The organism is Fodinicola acaciae (assembly GCF_010993745.1).
GTDB classification, from domain to species: Bacteria; Actinomycetota; Actinomycetes; order Mycobacteriales; family HKI-0501; genus Fodinicola; species Fodinicola acaciae.
In genome coordinates this window covers 362,981-380,228 of record NZ_WOTN01000004.1, presented here as the reverse complement: position 1 = coordinate 380,228, position 17,248 = coordinate 362,981, and the positions used below count along the sequence as shown (strand labels likewise).

General features: G+C 68.9%; 19 protein-coding genes. 12 read left to right on the top strand and 7 right to left on the bottom strand.

The window, feature by feature from the left end; all coding sequences use genetic code 11:
- The first annotated feature begins 2 nt into the window (after positions 1-2).
- Complete coding sequence (locus GNX95_RS37170) at positions 3-809, top strand: alpha/beta fold hydrolase (protein ID WP_163512480.1); 807 nt, start codon at positions 3-5, stop codon at positions 807-809.
- 164 nt (positions 810-973) lie between these two features.
- On the top strand, positions 974-1,918 hold the full coding sequence (locus GNX95_RS37165) for an alpha/beta fold hydrolase (RefSeq protein ID WP_163512479.1): 945 nt from the start codon (positions 974-976) through the stop codon (positions 1,916-1,918).
- A 3-nt stretch (positions 1,919-1,921) separates the two neighbouring features.
- Here GNX95_RS37165 and GNX95_RS42810 read toward each other — a convergent pair whose 3' ends face one another.
- A complete protein-coding gene (locus GNX95_RS42810; protein ID WP_222854346.1) occupies positions 1,922-2,386 on the bottom strand; it encodes a DUF5753 domain-containing protein in 465 nt (154 codons plus the stop codon).
- Between the two features lie 120 nt (positions 2,387-2,506).
- Here GNX95_RS42810 and GNX95_RS37155 point away from each other — a divergent pair, with 120 nt between their 5' ends.
- Genes GNX95_RS37155 through GNX95_RS37140 form a run of 4 tightly spaced genes read left to right on the top strand, consistent with a single transcriptional unit; the run spans position 2,507 to position 5,745 of the window.
- Positions 2,507-3,649 carry a sialidase family protein gene (locus GNX95_RS37155; RefSeq protein ID WP_163512477.1) on the top strand — a complete coding sequence of 381 codons (1,143 nt, stop codon included), beginning with the start codon at positions 2,507-2,509 and terminating at the stop codon, positions 3,647-3,649.
- Positions 3,650-3,683: 34 nt separating this feature from the next.
- Positions 3,684-4,094 (top strand): DUF3151 domain-containing protein, encoded by a 411-nt coding sequence (locus tag GNX95_RS37150; RefSeq protein WP_343035079.1) that lies wholly within the window; start codon positions 3,684-3,686, stop codon positions 4,092-4,094.
- Between the two features lie 50 nt (positions 4,095-4,144).
- A complete protein-coding gene (locus GNX95_RS37145; RefSeq protein WP_163512475.1) occupies positions 4,145-4,654 on the top strand; it encodes a SigE family RNA polymerase sigma factor in 510 nt (169 codons plus the stop codon).
- Positions 4,651-5,745: a hypothetical protein gene (locus GNX95_RS37140; protein ID WP_163512474.1), complete on the top strand. Its 1,095-nt coding sequence runs from the start codon at positions 4,651-4,653 to the stop codon at positions 5,743-5,745. Before GNX95_RS37145 ends, GNX95_RS37140 begins: the two co-directional genes overlap by 4 nt.
- On the opposite strand, the gene rocD is transcribed toward GNX95_RS37140, so the two are convergent.
- Positions 5,742-6,944 (bottom strand): ornithine--oxo-acid transaminase, encoded by a 1,203-nt coding sequence (gene rocD / locus GNX95_RS37135; protein WP_281357000.1) that lies wholly within the window; start codon positions 6,942-6,944, stop codon positions 5,742-5,744. The genes GNX95_RS37140 and rocD overlap by 4 nt on opposite strands.
- A gap of 115 nt (positions 6,945-7,059) precedes the next feature.
- Positions 7,060-7,686 carry a bifunctional 4-hydroxy-2-oxoglutarate aldolase/2-dehydro-3-deoxy-phosphogluconate aldolase gene (locus tag GNX95_RS37130; protein ID WP_163512472.1) on the bottom strand — a complete coding sequence of 209 codons (627 nt, stop codon included), beginning with the start codon at positions 7,684-7,686 and terminating at the stop codon, positions 7,060-7,062.
- Between the two features lie 65 nt (positions 7,687-7,751).
- Here GNX95_RS37130 and GNX95_RS37125 point away from each other — a divergent pair, with 65 nt between their 5' ends.
- Positions 7,752-8,087 carry a hypothetical protein gene (locus tag GNX95_RS37125; RefSeq protein ID WP_163512471.1) on the top strand — a complete coding sequence of 112 codons (336 nt, stop codon included), beginning with the start codon at positions 7,752-7,754 and terminating at the stop codon, positions 8,085-8,087.
- Between the two features lie 187 nt (positions 8,088-8,274).
- Here GNX95_RS37125 and GNX95_RS37120 read toward each other — a convergent pair whose 3' ends face one another.
- The 3 genes from GNX95_RS37120 to GNX95_RS37110 form a co-directional block, all read right to left on the bottom strand.
- A complete protein-coding gene (locus GNX95_RS37120) occupies positions 8,275-9,090 on the bottom strand; it encodes a polysaccharide deacetylase family protein (protein ID WP_163512470.1) in 816 nt (271 codons plus the stop codon).
- A gap of 70 nt (positions 9,091-9,160) precedes the next feature.
- Positions 9,161-10,174, bottom strand: a complete 1,014-nt coding sequence (locus tag GNX95_RS37115) for a LacI family DNA-binding transcriptional regulator (protein WP_163512469.1) — start codon at positions 10,172-10,174, stop codon at positions 9,161-9,163.
- A 169-nt stretch (positions 10,175-10,343) separates the two neighbouring features.
- Positions 10,344-10,604: a UBP-type zinc finger domain-containing protein gene (locus GNX95_RS37110; protein WP_163512468.1), complete on the bottom strand. Its 261-nt coding sequence runs from the start codon at positions 10,602-10,604 to the stop codon at positions 10,344-10,346.
- A gap of 212 nt (positions 10,605-10,816) precedes the next feature.
- Here GNX95_RS37110 and GNX95_RS37105 point away from each other — a divergent pair, with 212 nt between their 5' ends.
- The 4 genes from GNX95_RS37105 to GNX95_RS37090 all read left to right on the top strand — a co-directional run bounded on the left by GNX95_RS37105 (position 10,817) and on the right by GNX95_RS37090 (position 14,635).
- On the top strand, positions 10,817-12,421 hold the full coding sequence (locus tag GNX95_RS37105; protein ID WP_163512467.1) for a Na+/H+ antiporter: 1,605 nt from the start codon (positions 10,817-10,819) through the stop codon (positions 12,419-12,421).
- Positions 12,422-12,424: 3 nt separating this feature from the next.
- A complete protein-coding gene (locus GNX95_RS37100; RefSeq protein WP_163512466.1) occupies positions 12,425-13,036 on the top strand; it encodes a phosphoribosyltransferase in 612 nt (203 codons plus the stop codon).
- 413 nt (positions 13,037-13,449) lie between these two features.
- Positions 13,450-13,962: a hypothetical protein gene (locus tag GNX95_RS37095; RefSeq protein WP_163512465.1), complete on the top strand. Its 513-nt coding sequence runs from the start codon at positions 13,450-13,452 to the stop codon at positions 13,960-13,962.
- Positions 13,859-14,635, top strand: coding sequence for a reverse transcriptase family protein (locus GNX95_RS37090; protein ID WP_343035078.1), 777 nt, complete (start codon positions 13,859-13,861; stop codon positions 14,633-14,635). The genes GNX95_RS37095 and GNX95_RS37090 overlap by 104 nt, the downstream gene beginning before the upstream one ends.
- On the opposite strand, the gene GNX95_RS37085 is transcribed toward GNX95_RS37090, so the two are convergent.
- The gene (locus GNX95_RS37085) at positions 14,622-15,326 is read right to left on the bottom strand and encodes an EcsC family protein (protein WP_163512463.1); all 705 of its coding nucleotides are present in this window, start codon (positions 15,324-15,326) and stop codon (positions 14,622-14,624) included. The genes GNX95_RS37090 and GNX95_RS37085 overlap by 14 nt on opposite strands.
- A gap of 165 nt (positions 15,327-15,491) precedes the next feature.
- Between GNX95_RS37085 and GNX95_RS37080 the strand changes: the two genes are divergently transcribed.
- Positions 15,492-17,207, top strand: coding sequence for a phosphatidylglycerol lysyltransferase domain-containing protein (locus GNX95_RS37080; RefSeq protein ID WP_163512462.1), 1,716 nt, complete (start codon positions 15,492-15,494; stop codon positions 17,205-17,207).
- Positions 17,208-17,248 lie beyond the last annotated feature (41 nt).

Here is a 17,248-nt window from a genome sequence, read left to right as displayed (position 1 = left end):
TCGTGGACGCCTCGATGCCAGCAGTCGTCGAGGGGACGTTCAAAGGCGGCATGCCGTATCTGAAGCTCGGCGCCGGCCGGCCGCTGGTCTATCTGTGCGGCTTCACGCCGGTCCACGAGAACCCGACCGGCTTCGGCCGTCGGATCGCACTCCGTACGATCCGACCGCTTGCCGAGGCTGGTTACGAGGTCTATTTCACCAACCGCGCGCCGGGTCTGGCGCGCGGCACCACCTTCGCCGACCTCGCCGCCGACCACGCGACGGCGTTGACCGAGGAGTTTGGTGAGCCGGTCGACGTGATCGGCCACTCCACCGGCGGATCCCTCGTGCTGCAACTGATCGCCGACCATCCCGAGGTCGTACGCAGGGCCGTCGCGGCCAGTGCCGCCTACACTCTCGGCCCGGTTGCGAAGAAAGCTCAGCTGGAGCTGGCCGAAGAGCTGGAAAAGACCGGGAAATTCCACGCGCCGTCGATGGCCGCCGGTTTCACCGCCAGTCCGGTCCTGCAGAGGTTGCTCACGGTGCCGCTGTCGTTGTCGAGCGTTTTCGTACGGGTGAAGGACCCCGGCGACCCGGCCGCCGTGCTCCGCGCCGAAGACGGATTCGACATCCGCGACCGGCTGGCGACAATTCAGACGCCGACACTGGTGATCTGCGGTGCGCGCGACCATTTCTGGACGCCGGAGATGTTTCGCGAGACGGCTTCGCGGTTGCCGCACGGAAAATTCGTCATGTACGAGAACGCCGGCCACGCCATCGTCACCCAGAAGCGTTTCTTCAGCGACGTTCTCACCTTCCTCGCGACCTGACCTGCATCCAGTGTGACGAAACGGCGGCAAAATGTCCGACAGGCAAGCGCGGCCGGTCCATTACATTCGTCATCTCGTCAGGAGATATCGCGGATGTCGCCTCACCAGGCTGTTACTTTCAGGCGGCGCCAGCTGTTCAATCGACGTGCGGGAGTGACGTACAGATGTCGATCAACCGGAGAAATCTGCTGTCCATCGGTGCGGCCGTGACCGGCGCCGCCGTCGTTGGCGGACCAGCCGCGGCGTCGGCGTCTGCGGCTTCGTTGCCGGCCGGTTTTCGCAGTGCGTATGCGAAAGTCAACGGTGCGCGACTGCACTACGTCGCCGGCGGTCAGGGACAGCCGTTGGTGCTGCTGCCCGGTTGGCCGCAGACCTGGTGGGAATACCGCAAGGTGATGCCCGCGCTGGCCCAGCGATATCGGGTGATCGTCGCCGAGTTGCGCGGCATGGGCGGATCGGACAAGCCGGCCGCCGGCTACGACAAGAAAAACATGGCAAAGGACATCTATGAGCTGATAAGGCAGCTGGGCTATTCGTCGGCGCACGTCGCCGGTCATGACATCGGGTCCATGGTGGCTTTCAGTTTCGCCGTCAACCATCCGGACGCGACGCGCTCGGTCACGTTGATGGACGTCAGCCATCCCGACGAGGGTCTTTTCCGGATCCCGATGCTGACGCCGCCGGGACAGCCGTTCAACCTCTGGTGGTTTGCCTTCAACCAGGTGCAGGGCCTGCCGGAACAGCTGCTCGCCGGCCGCTTCCGCTACCTGGTGGACTGGACTTTCGACAACCTGCTGGAAAACCGTGCGGCGGTGAACGACCGCGACCGGGCGATCTACGCCGCCGCGTACGACCATCCGGAGGCGATCAGGGCCGGCAACGCCTGGTACAAGGCGTTCAACCAGGACATCGCCGACGGGAAGACCTACGGCAAGATCGCCGCGCCGCTGCTGGGCCTGGCATCTCCGATGAATTACGACTACTTCAGCGCCGACCTGCCGACCCGCGGGGTGAACGTCAAGGTCGAGAAGATCGACAACACCGGGCACTTCCTGGTCGAGGAACAGCCGGCCGCGGTCGTCAGCGCGCTGTCGGCGTTCGTGGGCTGACGCTCACTTGGCGTCAGCGGCGGTCACCGGCGACCTCGACACACTCGCCGCCTTGGCTGCCGGAGCGACTGCTCTTGCGCCACCGGAAACTGGAAACGTCAGGCACTGCTGAACTCCTTCGCGGTTCGCAAGATCAGGTCTCGCGACTCTTTTCGGCTGAGCGCTGCGTTGCTGCTGTTTCTCGAAAATACGGCGATATGCGTGGATCTCCTTTTCCTTTTCCAGATAGAGGCTGCCGGTCAGGCCATCGATGTGGACGGTCGTCGGCTCGCTGTCCTTAGGGAATTCGAGGATGTCGAAAGGACCGATCATCGCCGTGTGTGCGCCAGCGGCGTAAGGCAGGACTCTGATGCTGAGATTGGCATTGGTGTCGAAGGTGGCGAGATGGTGCAGTTGATCGGCCATCACCTCGCGGCTGCCGACGACTCGGCGAATGACGGCTTCGTTGAGAATCCAGTCGATTCTCAGGTCCTCTTCCGGAAGATAGAGCGGGTCGTCAGGCGGCTACGCAACGCATCCAGCCGCGACCGCTTCGGGGTTGTGCGTCGCATGCGTCATGCCCATAGTTGGCTGACGGGAGGGCGTCGCATGGAGATCGAACGCCAGGATCCGCTGCTGTCCGAGGACGAGTGGCACCGTACGCGGCATCCGGAGGCGTTCAGCGCCTCGTACGCGCCGCCGCGGCGCCGCCGCCGGCCTCGCCTGATCGCGGCCGGGGTGGCCGGCGCCGCGATCGTCGTATGCGCCGCGCTGGTCGCCAGCATCGTGTTCTCGACGCCGAGCCTGCCAGGTGGTTCGGTCTCACTGCTCGGCGCGAAGCTGCGCTGGCTCCTGCCGGTGGACGCCGATACGCATTTCGCCGTCGTCAACACAGGCACCGAAGACTACGCGCTGGCCCGCACCACGGATGCCGGCAGACGTTGGGTCGCGCAACAGCTTCCCGACCAGGTCAACCGCGGCCTCGGTGAGTACGAGCCGGTGTTGCTGGCCGCGCACAGCGTGCAGATCGGCGCGTACGTCACCACCGACGACGGTCGGAGCTGGACGATGGGCAGCCCGTCGGCGCTGGGGCCGCGAATGCCTCCGTTGAAGCTCGGCGACCCGATCAGTACCGTGCCGGCCGGCTGGCCGTTGCAGCCGTACTGCACGCAGTCGTGCGAAGCCTCCGCGGTCGATCCGCGGACCGGCGTCCAACACCTGATCAGCACGCTGACCGGCGTACGACCCGACACCGATCCGACCAACGCAATCCACGATCCGTCCGGCACGCTGTGGGTCAAGACCGACAACCGCGTCTATGTCAGCCGGGACGCCGGAAAGTCATGGGCGGCACGGGAAATCGCGTACGACGACACGTTTTCCTTTGCCGCCAACGGACGATACGCGTACGCGCTGACCGATCTCTACCAGCGTGGCACGTCGGTGCTTCGGACCCTGGACGGCGGCCGCAGCTGGCAGACGGTCGCCAGTGACCTCCAGTCGCCGGTTGGCGACACCTGCGTACTCGCCAATGGCGACCTGCTCGCCGTCGTACGCGACCAGGACACGACCGCCCTCTCGATCAGTCGCGATCACGGCAGCACCTTCCGGCCGGCCGCGCGCGGCGTACATCCGGGACAGCTCCTGCGCGCCACCGACGGCACGTGCGTGGTGCAGGACAGGTGGCAAAAGGCCTACTGGGTCGTCACCGGCGACGGCGGTCTGCGGCCACTGACCGTGCCGGCCAGCTGACGATTGCCGAGTTCGCCGGTGCAGGATGGGGACCATGACGCACAACCTGCTTGGCGAACCCGACCCCACCCTGCTGCCCGCCGACCCGGCCGCTCAGGCACTGTCCGAGCTCGGCGACGGCGACCTGTCGTCGGTCGCGGCACGCTATCCGGCTTCCAGCGCCGCCTGGGCCGCGCTGGCCGACCGAGCCTTCGCGGCCGGCGACCCGGTCGCTTCCTACGCGTACGCGCGCACCGGCTATCACCGCGGCCTGGACCAGCTGCGCCGCGCCGGCTGGAAGGGCCACGGACCGGTGCCGTGGTCACACGAGCCCAACCGCGGCTTCCTCCGCGCACTGCACGCGCTCGGCCGCGCCGCCGCCGCCATCGAGGAGGCCGACGAGGCGACCCGCTGTGCGCAGTTTCTGAAGGACAGCGATCCGGCCGCCGCCGAAGCTCTTCGATAGTCGCTTGCAAGATTTGGTCTCCGACTCGCGTCTAGTGCGGTGAGGAGGTCATGGTGAAGGCAGAACTGGAACGTGAGTTCCTGGACTTCGTCGCCTATCGCGGCACGGCGATGTTCCGCACCGCGTACGCGCTGACCGGTGACCGGCACGCCGCCGAGGACCTGATCCAGACGGCGTTGGCCAGGACCGCGCTGCGCTGGGCCAAGGTGCACACCAGCCCGGAGGCGTACGTGCGGCGGGTGATGTATCACGAGTGCGTCACCGGCTGGCGGCGAAAACACTTCGCCGAGACGCCGTTGACCGACGACCATGCCGTGCCGGACCACAGCGACCGCACGCTCATCCGGATGAGCCTGCAGAAGGCGTTGCGGCTGCTGGCACCGAAACAGCGTGCGGTCATCGTGCTGCGGTTTCTCGAGGACCTGAGCGAGCGTCAGGTCGCGGACATCATCGGTTGCTCGGAATCCACTGTCGGCAGCCAGACCTCCCGTGCACTGGCCCGGCTGCGCGAGCTCGCTCCTGAGCTTCGCGAGCTTTTCCATCAGGAAGCGACGATATGACCAACGAACTGCGCGACGCTCTGAGCGATCTGGTCGAGGATCTCCAACCGCCGGTCGGTCTCGGCCAACGGGCGCTGACGACCAGCAAGCGGATGCGCCGCCGGCGCGGCCTCACGGCGGCCGCGGTGGCCGGCGCGGTCACTCTCGTGATCGCCGGTGGCGTGGCCCTGCGCCCGGCCGACCACGTGACCGTACGGCCGGCGGCACCGCCGGTGACGAAGGTCAAGGCCGTGAAGATCGGCGAGAAAGTGCCGATCGGCGATCCCAGCAAGCCGGGCGGCGCGTACGCCTGGATCGCCCAGGACGGTGGAAAACTCGTCTTCCACTTCCAGGTGACCGGCTGTCCGAAGGACGAGCCGAACCGGCTGGACAAGAGCGGCGCCGTCTCGCAGACCGACATCGCCGACAGGTTCGCGTCGCCGCTCACCTGTGTGGCGCCAGGTGCGCAGACCGTACCGATCGGCCTGGTCACCGACCGGCCGGCGCCGGGCTGGGCCTACTCCGGCCGGACCAAGGCGGCGCTGACCGCGACCCGGATTGGCGACCTGTGGCTGCTTTCCGCGCAGCTGAAGCGATCCGCGTGCATGACGCCGCAGATCAGCCTTCCGGAGCTGCAGTCAGACGCGATGGGTTACACCGGCGAGCACGCCGGCTGCTCCAACGTCATCGAGACCACCGTGCCATTCGAGTACGGCGAGAAGCAGGACCTCGGCGCCGGAGCCAAGGCATGGGCGACCAAGTCGGGCGACAAAGTCACCATCAATGCCACGATCGCCGGTCGGCAGCGCGTACTTTCCAGCGATGCTTTGGCAAACGTGAAGTCAGCCGAGGGAAAGGTCGCGTTTTGCGCGGCCGGCGGCAAGACGGTGTATGTGGCGACCGTTGTGCCGTTTCACGGTCCGAAGGTCGGGGTGACCTACGGCGGACCGATCCAGAGCCTCGGCTTCGTGGGCCTCGGCGACCACACGATGGCCACCGGCGCGCTGCCGTCGAGCGTGCCGTGCGCGGCGACCGGCATGCCACCGCTGAACGTCGTCATCATCGACGCCAGCGGTGAAACGCCCGTCAACGTGCCGATCCAGGTGCTTTAAAGCACCGCTCGGATCTGCTCGACCGCGAAGTCGATCTCGTCGGCGGTGATCACGATCGGTGGAGCGAGCCGGATGGTCGAGCCGTGCGTGTCCTTAGCCAGGACACCATGCTCGGCCAGCCGCTCGCACACCTGCCGTCCGGTGCCGACCGCGGTCGCGAACTCGACGCCGGCCCACAGGCCCCGGCCACGTACGGCGGTGACGGCGTCGGCCGGCAGCGTACGCAGCCGTGCGTGCAGGTGCTCGCCGAGCTCGGTGGCACGGCGCTGGAACTCACCGGTCTCCAACAGATCGACGACCGCGGAGCCGACCGCGCAGGCCAGCGCGTTGCCGCCGAACGTACTGCCGTGCTCGCCGGGCTTGATCACCCCGAGCACCGGCCAGTCGGCGGCCACCGCGGAGACCGGCAGGATGCCGCCGCCGAGCGCCTTGCCGAGGACGTACAGGTCGGGCACGACACCTTCGTGCTCACAGGCGAAGGTCGCACCGGTGCGGCCGAGGCCGGACTGCACCTCGTCGGCCAACATCAGCACGTTGTGCCTGGTGCAGGCCTCGCGGATGCCGGCAAGATAACCCGCCGGCGGCACGATCACGCCGGCCTCGCCCTGAATCGGCTCGACCAGCACGGCGACCGTACGCTCATCGGCGATCTCGCGGGTCACGGCGTCCAGGTCGCCGTACGGGACGACCACGAAGCCGGGCGTGTAGGGGCCAAAGTCGGCGCGCGCGTCCGGGTCGGTGGAAAACGAGATGATGCTGACCGTACGGCCGTGGAAGTTGCCGCCGCAGGCGACGATCCGGGCCTGCCCGTCCGGCACGCCTTTCACCTGGTAGCCCCACTTGCGCGCGACCTTGATCGCGGTCTCAACGGCCTCCGCGCCGGTGTTCATCGGCAGCACCGCGTCCTTGCCGGTGAGCCGCGCGAGCTTCTCGCAGAACTCGCCGAACCGGTCGTGGTGGAAGGCGCGGCTGGTCAGCGTGAGCCGGCTCAGCTGCTCGGTGGCGGCGGCGACCAGCGCGGGGTGGCGGTGGCCGAAGTTCAGCGCCGAATAGCCGGCCAGCATGTCGAGGTAGCGCTTGCCGTCGACGTCGGTCACCCAACTGCCCTCGGCTTCGGCGATCACCACCGGCAGCGGGTGGTAGTTGTGGGCCGCGTGGGCTTCGGCGTACGACACGGGGGTGCTGGTCAGCGAGGTCACGCTGTCAGTATCGGGGCCATCCGGGCATCGGTGACAGCGGCTCGCCATGTCGATCCGCGCAAGAACGTTGCGCAGGCGTCAGCTGGACGCGCGGTTCGTTGCGTCCACCACCGTCTCAGCCGCCGATGATGCTGAGGAAGGCCTTGACGCGCTGCTTCAGCTCGCCGAGGTCGCCACCGGAGGCCGCGTCGCCGACCAGCGGTGAGCCGACACCGACGGCCAGCGCGCCGGCGGCGAAGTAGTCGGCGACGACGTCGGGACCGATGCCGCCGACGGGTACGAAGTCGAGGTCCGGCAGCGGATCGCGGAGCGCCTTGAGATGCGCCGGACCGCCGGTCGCGGCCGGAAACAGCTTGACCGCGGTCGCGCCGGCCGCGTCGGCCTGCAGCGCTTCGGTCGCGGTGAAGGCGCCGGCCAGCACCGGCAGGCCTTCGTCGAGCGCGGCGTGTACGCCGGCGGACAGGCCTGGTGTGACGACGAAGGTGGCGCCGCAGTCGTGCGCCAGCTGCGCGTCGGCGACGCTGCGGACCGTACCAGCGCCCACCCCCTGGCCGAGCTCGGCGGCCGCCGCGGAGATGACCTTGGCCGCGTCCGGAGTGGTCAGCGAGACCTCGACCAGCGGCACGCCGGACTCGACCAGCGTCACCACGGTCCGCAACGCGGCGTCCGGGTCCGTGCCGCGGACGATCGCCACCAGGCGATGAGTGGCCAGCAAATCCCGCAGCTCGCGGCTCGTCAGCATGCCTCCCATCATCTCCGGCCGCACCTGGCTCCGGCAAAGTGACGTTGACGGATTACGTTGTGCCAATGGACATGCGGCGGTGGGTGGTGGCCGCGACGCTGGCCACCGTGTTGGCGGTGGCCGGCTGCAACGCGACACCGCGCGCGCAGGTGAGCTGCGAAGGCGAGCGGTGTACGGCGCAGCTGTCCGGCAACGGCACGCTGGTCACCATCGACAAGATCAAGACCGTCGTGCGGCTGGACTCGGTCGACCAGGACGGCGCCATCGTCTCCATCAACGCCAAGCCGCTGCCGCTGCGGGTCGGCCAGAGCCGGACGATCGCGCAGACCATGGTGACGCTGAAGAGCATCACCGACGGCCGCGTGACGCTCGTACTGGAGCCTTCGCAGTCCGCCGAGTGACCGTCCCGGCTAGGGCCTGTTTCGAAGTCCCACGCGGCGATGGCCGAGCCGCTGTCACATCTGTCTCGGGCCGTCTGACGGCACGGCGAAACCGCCCACGTGGCGCTGCCGCGCCGGGCGGTCCCGCCGCACCGCCAGACGACGTTTGGATCTCGACTCTCATCCACGTGGGACTTCGAAACAGGCCCTATTTCTCCGGCGTCGGGATGACGAAGGCGAGCCGCCGCGACTTCAGCGCCGGCAGGGCTTTCTGCAGCGCGGCGTATGTCTGCGAGCGGTTTCCGCCGCCGTCGTGGCAGAGGATGATCGAGCCGGGTTTGGCGTTCTTGATCACCGAGGTGATGTGCCCCACACCGGGCCGTGACCAGTCGCGCGGGTCGACGCTCCAGTCCAGCGGTGTCATGCCGTCGCGGCGAGCCTCGGCCAGCAGACGCGAGGTCCAGTTGCCGCCAGGCGCGCGGAAGAACACCGGCCGTACGCCGCCGCTGGCGCGCATGATCACCGCGGTGGTGCCGGTCAGGTCGGTGTGCATGGTCGACGAGCTGCGCCGGCCGATCTTCAGGTCGTGATGCATCGTGTGGTTGCACAGCGTGTGCCCGCCGGCCACGATCTGCTTCACCAGCCCCGGATAGCGCCGCACGTTCTCGCCGATCAGGCAGAACACCGCCTTGATCCGCAGCTTCGCCAGCAGCCGCAGATAGCGCGGTGTCCAGGTCGGGTCGGGCCCGTCGTCGATGGTCAGCGCGACGCGCTTGCCGCCGACCGTACGCAGCGGCGCCTTGCCGCCACCGGACAGCGGCTGTCCGCCGTACTGGCTGGTCTGCGGTGGCACCACGCGGGACGGTGACGCGGACGGTGTCGGCGAGACCGATGGCGTCGGGGACACCGAAGCGGCGGTGGTCGTACGCGGTGGTGGCGTGGAGACGTTGCTCTTCTGGCCACATGCCGTGAGCGCGAGAACGCCGACCAGCCCCAACGACACGAACAACAGCCGATTAGTCATATGTCCCCAGACGCCAGAAGCGGTGCACAGGTTGGCCAACAAGTCACCATAACCGGTGCGAGCCAACCATTTAATGGCGTCCGCGGGTACTTTCCCTTTCGATCAGGCGGAAATCGGCCTGCACCTCACGCGGCGCGGCGTCCCGGTCACCGGCCATCCGCGACTGCAGGAACTCCATCGACAGCCGCGCGATCTGGTCCTTGTCCGGCGAGATCGTGGTCAGGCTCGGCGTGCTGTACTGGCCGTCCTCGATGTCGTCTATCCCGACGATCGCGATGTCCTCCGGCACGCGTACGCCGGCCTCGTGGGCGCCGCGGATCGCGCCGAGCGCGAGCAGGTCGTTGAAGCAGAACACGGCGTCCGGCGGCTCCGGCAGCGCGAGCAGCTCCTGGACCGCCTTCACCCCGTCCTTGCGGTGGAACGTCTCACCCTGCTTGATCAGGTCCTCCTCGACCGGCAGGCCGGCCGCGCCGAGCGCGTCCAGGTAGCCCTGCAGCCGCAGCCGCGCCGTTCCCTGGCCGTCCGGCGGTTGTACGCCGATGGCCGCGATCCGCTGCCGGCCGATCGACACCAGGTGCTCGGTGGCGATGCCGGCGGCGGCCACGTTGTCGATCGCCACGTGGTCGGCCGGCCCCTCGAAGACCGACTCGCCGAGCAGCACCATCGGCGTGTCGTCCGTACGTGCCGCCAGCTCCTCGCGGCCGACCGCGAGCGGGCTCACGATCAGGCCGTCCACCAGCTGTGGACGGATGCCGGCGAGCACGTGCCGCTCGCGTTCCAGCAGGCCGTCGGTCTGGTCGATCAGCACGGTGTAGCCGGCGTCCTCGGCCGCCTTGATCATGGCGCGGGCCAGCTCGGCGAAGTACGGCGAGTCGAGCTCGGGCAGCGCGAGCGCGATGATCCCGGACCGACCGCGGCGCAGGTTGCGAGCGGACAGGTTGGGCTTGTAGTTCAGCTCGCTGAGCGCCGCCTCGACCTTGGCCCTGGTCGTCGGGGTCACGTGTTCATAGCCGTTGACGACGTTGGAGACGGTCTTGACGGACACGCCGGCGCGCTGCGCCACGTCTCTCAAACTGGCACCCATCCGCGCCGGCCTCCCAACCGAAACCGAACCTGAACCTGACCGAAAAGGCGAAAACGCCTGCACACTCTTTACAACAGTACGCGCGTACCTGTTAACTCTTCACATCCGAACGTGACAACATCTCGGCTCGGATCCACAGCTGGACCCTGGTGTGCGGTGTCGGACTCCCTCACACCAGGGTCTGATCGACGAAACACCACCGCCAGTCCTCGCCTGGCTCGCCGGACCGCATCACCGGGTGATGTTCCGAGTTGAAGTGCGCGGACGCGTGCCGCGCCGGCGACGAGTCGCAGCAGCCGACCTTGCCGCAGGACAGGCAGACGCGCAGGTGGACCCAGCGGCCGCCCTCGGCGACGCAGTCCTCGCACTCGCCCGGTGTCCGCGGCGCGATGTCCACATCGACGCCGCTCATGTGCGTACAGCTAGGCATGGGGGTTTCTCCTCGTGATCGGGTCGTACGTGGGTAAAGGTAGTGGTCCGCGGCCGAGGCGGCGGTCGCTAACACGCTTCGGCCGGCCGGAATAGCCGGCGCGCCGTACGCCTTCGTAGTAGCCGGCGGCCTTGGTGGCTTGGTGGCCACCTCTGGAGTCTGCTCCATCATGGTGGCGAATGCTTAGCCGGCCGGTGAGCTTGGGGAGAGGCATGCACGGGACGTTCACGCTGTTCGCGCTGGTGATCGGTGCGGTGGTGGTCGCGGGGGTGGCGAAGAAGCTGAAGCTGTCGGCGCCGATCCTGTTGGTGCTGGTCGGGCTCGGGGTGGGGCTGATCCTCGACCGGTTCGGCATGGCGGACTATTCGCTGACCAGGCTCGGTCCCGAGGTCGTCCTCTTCCTGACGCTGCCGCCGCTGTTGTACGCGGAGGCGTCGGAGAGCTCGTACCTCGGTCTGCGGCAGAGCGCACGAGCTCTCGGCCTGCTGTCGGTGGGTCTGGTGCTGGCGACCACCGTGGTCGTCGGAGTCGTCATGCACTATGCGTGTGGCCTGTCGCTGCCCGCGGCCTTCATGCTCGGCGCGCTGGTCGCACCGACCGACGCGGTGGCGGCGACCGCGATCGGCCGGTCGCTCGGCCTGCCGCGGCGGATCCTGACCGTGCTCGGCGGGGAGAGCTTGCTCAACGACGCGACCGGCCTGACCGCGTACCGCGTCGCCTTGGCGGCCGCGCTCGGCGGCGGCGTGTCGCTGTGGGAAGGCGGCGCGGCCTTCATCTTCGCGGCGGTCGGCGGTGTCGCGGTCGGCCTGATCGCCGCGCCGATCCTGCAGTGGGTGCGCCTCCGGGTCGCCGACCCGGTGCTGGACAACGTGCTCGCGCTGCTCATCCCGTTCGGCGTCTATGCCATCGCCGAGTCGATCCACGTCGGCGAGTTCGCCGCCTCCGGTGTGCTCGCGGTCGTCGTCGTCGGTCTCTACCTCGGACATCGCAAGGCGCAGACCGGCTATTCCAGCCGGCTGATCGCCGGTGGCGTGTGGAAGATGGTGAAGTTCTTCCTGGAGTCGATCGTCTTCGCGCTGATCGGCCTGCAGCTGCCCAGCGTGCTGAAGAGTCCGGGGTTGTCGCCGGTCGGCCTGGTGCTCAGCGGCATCGGCGTGATCGTGCTGGTGATCGTCGTACGCATCGTCTGGGTCTATCCGGCGACGTATCTGCCCCGGCTGCTGGTGCGGAAGATCCGCGAGCGCGACCCGTATCCCAACTGGCGCCAGCCGGCGATCATCTCCTGGGCCGGGATGCGCGGCGTGGTCTCGCTCGCCGCGGCCTTCGCGATCCCGGAGACCGTGCCTGGCCGTGGCCTGATCCTCTATCTGGTCTTCTGCGTCGTGCTCGGCACGCTGGTCGTCCAGGGCCTGACGCTGCCGACGGTGATCCGCAAGCTCGGCATCTCGGCCAACGACGCCTTCGCCGACAACCTGGCCGAGGCCAACGCGCAGCAGGCGGCGATCCGCGCCGCGGTCGAGCGGCTGGAGACCGTACTCGCCGAGGAGGACGTCGAGCCGCCGGACGGCGTCGCCGAGCGGCTGCGGGCCTGGGCCGACAGCCGGCAGCTCGGCGCCTGGGAACGGCTCGGCAGCGGTCCCGGTCCCGGCGCCAAGGAGACGCCGTCGGCCGCGTACCGGCGGCTGCGCCGCGAGATGCTGACCGCCGAGCGTGCGGTCTTCGTACGGATGCGGGACAGTCGGCAGATCGATGACGAGGTGCTCCGGCGGGTAACCCACGAGCTGGACCTCGAGGAAGCGATGCTCGCACGGGAGTGACGGATGCGGCCTTACCGGGACCGCGCGGCGGCCGGCGAGGTGCTGGCCGCCGCGGTCGCCGAGCTGGCGCCGGCGGATCCGCTGGTGCTGGCGCTGCCACGCGGCGGCGTACCGGTGGCTGTGCCGGTCGCCAAGGCGCTCGGTGCCGGGCTGGACGTGCTGGTCGTACGTAAGATCGGCCTGCCGCAGCAGCCGGAGCTGGGGATCGGTGCCATCGCCGAGAACGGGGCGTCGGTGCTCGACGAGGACATGTTGCGCCGGTTCCGGATCGACTCCTCGACGCTCGACGGAGTGATCGCCCGCGAACGTGCCGAGCTGGAACGGCGAGTGGCCGCCTATCGCCGCCGACCGCCGCCGCGACTCGCCGGTCATACGGTCGTGCTGGTCGACGATGGTCTGGCTCGTGGCGTCTCGGCGCGTGCGGCGGTCGCCGCTGTCCAGGAAGCCGCCCAGGTCTGGCTGGCCGTACCGGTGGGGTCGCGGCCCGGACTGGCCGCGATGGCCTGTGACCAGGTGATCTGTCCGTGGCGGCCGGCCAGTTTCGGGTCGGTCGGCCAGTATTACCGCGATTTCGCCGAGGTCGGCGACGACGAGGTCCGCTCGCTGCTCGGCTAACCTGAGCGCCGCAGCGTGGGCCCGAGCCCCAACCGTCCTTCGTGGACGGTGTCCTGGGAACCCCCAGGGGTGAGGAGGTGCTTGGACATCTCGTCGCATGCGCGTCCCTGCCGGCGCGCAGACCGGCGCACGCACGGCCGGACCGGTCGGGTCCACCCTGCCTGACATGCTGCCCGCCACCTCGGCATCGCCGAAACTGTCGGCGCGCGATGGAAGGCTTGTTTTCGGGGGCGCCAAAATCCGGCCACGGTCCCTGGGGGATCCCCGATTTTTATTGTTCCAGCCACCACCGACAGTTTCGGCGCGGCGACCAGGACGCGCGTACGGTGAACGAAACCCACGGGGGAGGCGATGGACCAGGCACGCCGCGAGCTCGCCGCCGAGGCATATCTCGCGACTGGCAGCCGGACGCGATGGTCGAGCGCGCCGGCTGGACGATCGGCCGCTCGATGTGGACCCGCCGGCTCGCCGATCACTGCTGGCGCGCCTATCCGGCCGACCGGCCGCGCGAGCTCACCGACTTCATCGCGGCCAGCGGCCGGCTGCCGTCACCGGAGCGCGTCGGCCGGCCGCGCCACCGTACGCCGACGCCGGTCCGCCACGGCGAGCTGCGCTGGCCGGTGCCCGTTCTGGACACCATCCCCGATCTCGCCGGCTGGCTCGGCCTCGACGTCGACTCGCTCGGCTGGTATGCCGATCCGCAGCGGCGGCTCCGCCACACCAACATTTCCGAGCGGCTGCGCCACTATCGGTGCACCTGGGTGCCGAAACAGGCGGCTGCTCGGATGTCCAAAGTGGACACTCCAGGAGCTGCAGCGCCGAGTGGGCGCCGGCATTCTGGCCGCCGTGCCGGCACATCCCGCGGCGCACGGCTTCGTCGCCGGCCGGTCCGCGCTGACCCACGCGAGACTGCATGCTGGCCGTGACGTGGTCGTACGCCTGGATCTCCGCCAGTATTTCGCGACCGTCACCGCCGGCCGGGTCTACGGAGTGCTGCGGACGATCGGCTATGCCGAGCCGGTCGCTCACCAACTCGCCGGCCTTCTCACCACGACGACACCGGCGGCCGTACGCGACGCGGCCGCGCCGCCGAGCGATCCGGGTCTGGCCGCCGCGCATCGCTGGCTGTGCGCCAAACTCGCCACCGCTCATCTGCCACAAGGCGCACCGACCTCCCCTGCGCTGGCCAACCTCTGCGCCTACCGGCTGGACGCCACCTACAGCAGATATGCCGACGACCTGACGTTTTCCGGCGACCGGCGGATGCCGGCCGAGAAACTTGTCCGTACGGTGGAAAAGATCTGCACGGACGAGGGATTTCACGTCAACTCAAGGAAAACCGTCATCGCGCGGGCCGGCGTCCGGCAGCTGGTCGGCGGCCTGGTCGTCAACGACCGACCCAACGCGACCCGGGCCGAGCGCGATCGGCTGCGCGCGATTTTGCACGATGCCTCGACAAACGGCCTCGATGCGGCCAACCGGCACGGTCATCCGGATTTCGCCAACCACCTGCTCGGCCGGATCTCCTGGGTGGCGGCCGCCAATCCGGACCACGGCGCGCGGCTGCGAGCCGCTTTCGACGCGCTCATTGGTGCGTGATCGCCGCGCGTCCGGCCGCCTTGTGCTCGTACATCCCGATCGCCTTGCGCGCCAGCTTCTTCGTCGAGCCGGCATTTCCCATCGCCGCCAGCGGCACCGACAGGAGTGGCACGGCGCGTAACAACGCGCGCTTGCCCAGCTTCATGCCGACCATCACGGCCAGCCGCGCCGCCACCTCCGACACCGACCCGCCACCGCCGTGCTTCAGCAGCTCGGCAGCCGGCGCGCGGCGTGCGGCGACCTTCACCGCGGTCTCGGCGAGGTGCAGGGCGTCGTACACGCCGGTCAGCAACAGGATCTCGGCCGCACGCTCGCGGTCGCAGGGGTCGAATCCGTACGCGGCCGCCAGATGCACGATCATCCGGGCCTGTGTCCACGACAGCACGGCCACATCGGCGACCGCGCCAGGCAGCCCCAACACGCCGCCGGCGGCGCCGGAATAGCGCGCGTGCCAGGTGAACCGCTTCTGGATCTGCCGGGCCTGCCAGCGCGGAGTGGCACGTGGCGAGCGCCACTGTGCGACCCAGGCGCGGGCCACCGGGCCGGTGCGGCGCACCGCCTCGAGAGCGAGATGTTCTGGCGCGTGCAACGGATCCGCGCGCAGCTCGGCGAAGAGCCCCTCGGGCAGGATCGGACGATCGGTGTCGGCCGTCTCCGGCGGTGGAACGTTCTGTCCGGCTGTCGCGTTCACCTGTTTCAGAATACTTGCTGCAAAGAATCCTTGGGAATCCTCCGAGGAGTCGGCCGCTCGCGTGCGAACGCCGGTCGACAGGCAAACTGGAGCATCGTGGAGACGAAACGCGGGGACAGTGCAGTTGGCTCTGCCACGCCGTGGTGGCGAAGCCAGCGGCGCTGGATGCCGTTGGCGCTGGCCGCGTTGTCCGCGCTGTACGGCCTGATCAGCATCTGGAGCGCGGTCCTTCCGCGCAGCCGCGCCCACCTGCGCGTACTTTCCGAGTTCATCCCCAAACCGGTCACCTTCGCGGCCATCATGCTGGCGATCGCCGCCGGCATTGTGCTCGTTCTGCTCGCGCATGGTTTGCGGCGGCGCAAGAAACGGGCCTGGCGGCTGGCCGTCGCGATCAGCGCTGTGCTGATCGTCACGCACCTGAGCAAGGGTTTCGGCTTCGAGGCGGCCGTGCTCGCCGCGCTGCTGCTCGCTTTGTTGATCTACGCGCGCGCCGAGTTCATCGCCAAGGGCGACCGATCGACCCGATGGATCGCTGTCGGTGCGGTCGTCGTGATCTACGTCGTCGGTTTCCTCGCGGGCATGCTGGCGATCGGCGTCTACCACCGCCGGGGCTATCGGCCGACCATGCTCGAGTCGGCCTGGACCGTGCTCACCGGTTTCGTCGGCCTCGACGGCACCGTGCCGTTCCGCAACGACAAGGTCGCCAACATGGTCGGCTCCGCACTGGTCGGCGTCACCGTGTTGGCGATCATCATCGGCGCGTACCTGCTGCTCCGGCCGCTGGAGCCGAAGGCGTACCTGACCGACGACGACTCCAGGCGGCTGCGCGAGCTGCTCGACCGCTTCGGCGCCCGCGACTCGCTCGGCTATTTCGCGCTGCGTACGGACAAAAGCGTGGTCTGGTCGCCGACCGGCAAGGCCGCCGTGCCATACCGGGTGGTCGCCGGCGTGGCGCTGGCCTCAGGCGACCCCATTGGCGATCCGGAGGCCTGGCCAGGCGCGATCAAGCCGTTCCTGGAGCTGTGCCGCGAATACGCCTGGCTGCCTGCCGTCATCGGTTGCTCGGAGCAGGGTGGCACGGTGTACGCGCGGGAGGCCGGCCTGCACGTGCTGGAGATCGGCGACGAGGCGGTCGTACAGGTCGCCGACTTCAGCCTCTCCGGCCGGTCGATGCGCAACGTCCGGCAGACCGTCAACCGGGTCAAGCGCGCCGGCTATGTCGCGCGCGTACGCCGGCTGGCCGAGCTGACCCAGCCGGAGACCGCCGAGCTCGCCCGCGTCGCCGCCGCCTGGCGCGGCGCCGAGACCGAGCGCGGCTTCTCGATGGCGCTCGGTCGCTTCGGTGACCTGGAGGACGGCGACTGCGTCGTCGTCACCGCGCACACGGTCAACGAGGACGGCGAGCAGCTGCGTGCGCTGCTCAACTTCGTACCGTGGGGACCCGACGGCCTGTCCCTCGACCTGATGCGCCGGGACCGCGAGGCCGACGGTGGCCTGAACGAGTTTCTGATCTGCTCGCTGCTGGAAAAATGCCCGGAGCTGCGGGTCAAGCGGGTCTCGCTGAACTTCGCGATGTTCCGCTCCGCGCTGGCCCGCGGCGAGAAGCTCGGCGCCGGCCCGATCAGCCGCGGCTGGAGCAAGATGCTCACCTTCGCCTCCCGCTGGTGGCAGATCGAGTCGCTCTACCGGTTCAACGAGAAGTTCGCGCCGGTCTGGATCCCGCGCTTCGTGTGCTATCCGTCCGCCGGCTCGCTCATCCCGATCGCGATGGCCGCCATGGAGGCCGAGGCCTTCTGGACCCGCCCCGCCGCCATCCGCCGCCTCGCCGGCCGCGTACCGCTCGGCTTCGGCGAGCGCCAGGCCGTACAGTCGAGCCAGTGATCGACCCTGCTTTGTCGACCGCCGGACCCGGTGTGTATCGT